The 3,384-nt window shown below is 62.4% G+C and carries 3 protein-coding genes; all 3 read left to right on the forward strand.

The genetic code is table 11. The features are described from left to right. On the forward strand, positions 1-1,148 hold a 1,148-nt coding region (locus EOD15_RS31120; protein ID WP_245463818.1), incomplete at its 5' end, for an ABC transporter permease. A gap of 1 nt (position 1,149) precedes the next feature. Continuing rightward, positions 1,150-1,971 (forward strand): ABC transporter ATP-binding protein, encoded by an 822-nt coding sequence (locus EOD15_RS31125; RefSeq protein WP_127322577.1) that lies wholly within the window; start codon positions 1,150-1,152, stop codon positions 1,969-1,971. Between the two features lie 14 nt (positions 1,972-1,985). Then, complete coding sequence (locus EOD15_RS31130) at positions 1,986-3,359, forward strand: MlaD family protein (protein ID WP_127322690.1); 1,374 nt, start codon at positions 1,986-1,988, stop codon at positions 3,357-3,359. The last annotated feature ends 25 nt before the right edge of the window (positions 3,360-3,384 follow it).

Here is a 3,384-nt window from a genome sequence, read left to right on the forward strand (position 1 = left end):
CAGGGGAGGCTGACCACGAACCGCGCGTGGCGATCGGCGAGGAGGATGGCGTTCTTGGCTGCGCTTTCTCCGGAATCTGGACCACAAGGACCGTCGCGCTCATCGACGCCGACATGCGCAAGATCGAAAAGCGAAGCGGCTTCAAAACCTTGGCGCTCGATGTTTCCAAGATCGAGAAGATGGACACCGCCGGCGCCTGGCTGATCGACCGGCTGGTCAGCGCCTTCGAGAAGAAGGGCGTCGAGATCCAGATGCAAGGCCAGAGCGAGATCGCTTCGATCCTGCTCGAAGCTGTCGGCGAGGCCGTGCGGCGCGAACCCGAATCCGGCCCGGCGCGGCCGCCCAACATCGTCATTCGCGCGCTTGAGGCGGTCGGCCGCCGCGTCTACGAGATGCGCGACGATTTTCTCGCCTCGATGAACATCCTCGGCGCCACCATCCGTGGCGCGCAGATGAAGCTCGGCCGTGGCCATGCCGTCAACCCGGCGGCGATTTTCAACCAGATCGACCGCATGGGCGTCGGCGCCATTCCGGTGGTGGTGCTGATGTCGGCGATCGTCGGCGCCATCGTTGCCCAGCAAGGCGCCTATCAGCTCAGCTATTTCGGCGCCGATATCTTCGTCGTAGACCTGGTCGGCGTGCTGATCCTGCGCGAACTTGGCGTGCTGATGACGGCAATCATGATCGCCGGCCGCTCCGGCAGCGCGATCACCGCCGAGATCGGCTCGATGAAGATGCGCGAGGAGGTCGACGCGCTGAAGGTCATCGGGCTCAACCCGATCGGCGTCCTGGTCTTTCCGCGGCTCGTGGCGCTGGTCATCGCCTTGCCGTGCCTGACCATCATCGCCAATTTCGCCGCACTCGGCGGCGGCATCCTGGCTGCGTGGCTCTATTCCGACATCCCGCCCGCCGCCTTCATCGACCGGTTGCGCGTCGCCATCGATCTCAGCACCATCTTTGCCGGCCTGATCAAGGCGCCGTTCATGGCCATGATCATCGGCACGATTGCCTCGGTCGAAGGCATGAAGGTCGGCGGCAGCGCCGAATCGCTCGGCCAGCATGTTACCGCTTCGGTTGTGAAGTCGATCTTCGTCGTCATCATCCTCGACGGACTTTTCGCCATGTTCTACGCAGCGATCGAGTTCTGAGATGAAGCTGCGAAACAGGAAAAGGGCAGGCGCATTGGCTGATGACGCGGGCGAGGGCGACATCGTGCTTTCCGCGCACGACATCAGTGTTTCCTTTGCCGACAAGCTTATCCTCGACAAACTGTCGCTCGACATAAGGCGCGGCGAAATCCTTGGATTTGTCGGCGCCTCGGGTGCGGGTAAATCCGTTCTGCTGCGCACCATTCTCGGCCTGACGCGCAAGCAGTCGGGTAGGATCAAGCTGTTCGGCGTCGATATCGAGAAAGCTGATGATGCCGAGCGTCTGCGCATCGACATGCGGCTTGGCGTGCTGTTCCAGCACGGCGCGTTGTTCTCGGCGCTGACAGTGCTGGAAAACGTCCAGGTGCCGATGCGCGAATATCTCGACCTGCCGCGAAAGCTGATGGACGAACTGGCGATGCTCAAGATCGAGCTGGTCGGGCTGCCGCCCGATGCAGCGCAGAAATTCCCGTCCGAACTGTCCGGCGGCATGATCAAGCGCGCCGCGCTGGCTCGGGCGCTCGCGCTCGATCCCGACATCGTCTTCCTCGACGAGCCGACATCGGGCCTCGATCCGATCAGCGCGGCGGAGTTCGACGAGCTGGTGGTCAAGCTGCGCGATACGATGGATCTGACCGTCTACATGGTGACGCACGATCTCGACACGCTGTTCACCGCTTGCGACCGGGTGGCCGTGCTCGGCAAGAAGAAAGTGCTGGTCGAAGGCACCATCGACGACATGCTGAAGAGCGAGGAACCGTGGGTAAAGTCCTATTTCCGCGGAAAACGCGCCCGGCAACTTGATCTTGCGGCGCGCGCATAGCCATAAGTGGGACAATGGAAACTAGAGCCAACTACGTCATTGTCGGCATCTTCACGCTGGCTGCGATCCTGGCGGCGTTTGCCTTCGTCTACTGGACGGCGGCCATCGGCGACAAGGGCGAGACGACGTTGCTGCGCGTGCGCATTCCGGGCTCTGCGTCCGGGCTTGGCCGCGGCAGTTTCGTGCTGTTCAACGGCGTCAAGGTCGGCGACGTCAAGCGCGTCTATATCGACGTCGACAATCCGACGGTTGCCATCGCCGATACCGAGATCGACCGCATGACGCCGATCACCAAATCGACGCAAGCCGATATCGGGCTTGCCGGCCTGACCGGGCAGGCCAACATCGAGCTCAAGGGCGCCGACCCCAAGGAAGTGAAACTCCTCGACCAGGCGGAAAAGGAAGGCAAGGTCGCCGAGATCGTCGCCAACCCGTCGGCGGTGACCAACCTCTTGCAGACGGCGCAGAATATCTTCACCCGCGCCGACAAGGTGCTGACCGAGCTCGAAGGCTTCACCAAGGACGTTCGCGGGCCGCTGACGCAGACCGTCCAGAATGTTCAGACCTTCTCCGATGCGCTGGCCAAGAATTCGGATGGCATCGACAAGTTCCTGTCCGCCGCCAGCACGCTGGCGGATGAGCTTAAAGGCGTTTCCGGCAAACTCGACGGCACGCTGAAAGCAGCCGAAGGCCTTCTCAACGCCGTCGACAAGGACAAGATCAAGAGCATCGTCGCCAATGTCGACGCGGTAACCGGTAACCTCAAGGAGACGTCGAAGCAGCTCGACGGCGTGATCAAGAACGTCGATACGGCCGTGGGATCGGTCAACGATTTCGCCAAACGGACGCAAGGCACGCTGGCCAAGGTCGACAACGTGATCGACGGTATCGATCCCGCACAAGTGCGCTCGGCGCTCGCCAACATCCAAAAGGCCAGCGAGAGCGCCGACAAGGCCGCCGCCGATATCGCTGAGGTGACCCACAAGTTCGCCAACCGGGCCGACGACATCGACCAGACGATCAAGGACGCAAAGCAGCTCGCGCAACGGCTCAACGATGCCTCGGTGCGCGTCGATGGCATTCTTGCCAAGGTCGATACCTTGCTCGGGTCGGGGCAGGCCGACGGCTTGATGGCCGATGCCAGGAACACGCTGAAGTCGTTCAAGCAGGTGGCCGACACGCTGAATTCGCGCCTTGGCGTCATCACCGACAATCTGGCGCGCTTCTCGGGACAGGGGCTTTCGAATGTCGAGGCTTTGGTGCAGGACAGCCGCCGTTCGATCAGCCGCATCGAAGAGGCGGTGACCGATCTCAGCCGCAATCCGCAGCGCATCCTTTCGGGTGGCGACGGCGAGGTTCGGCAATTCGATGGCAGGGCGCGGCGTTGACTTCGGCGACGGCGCGCCCCAGAAA

This window comes from Mesorhizobium sp. M7A.T.Ca.US.000.02.2.1, assembly GCF_003996995.1.
GTDB lineage: Bacteria > Pseudomonadota > Alphaproteobacteria > Rhizobiales > Rhizobiaceae > Mesorhizobium.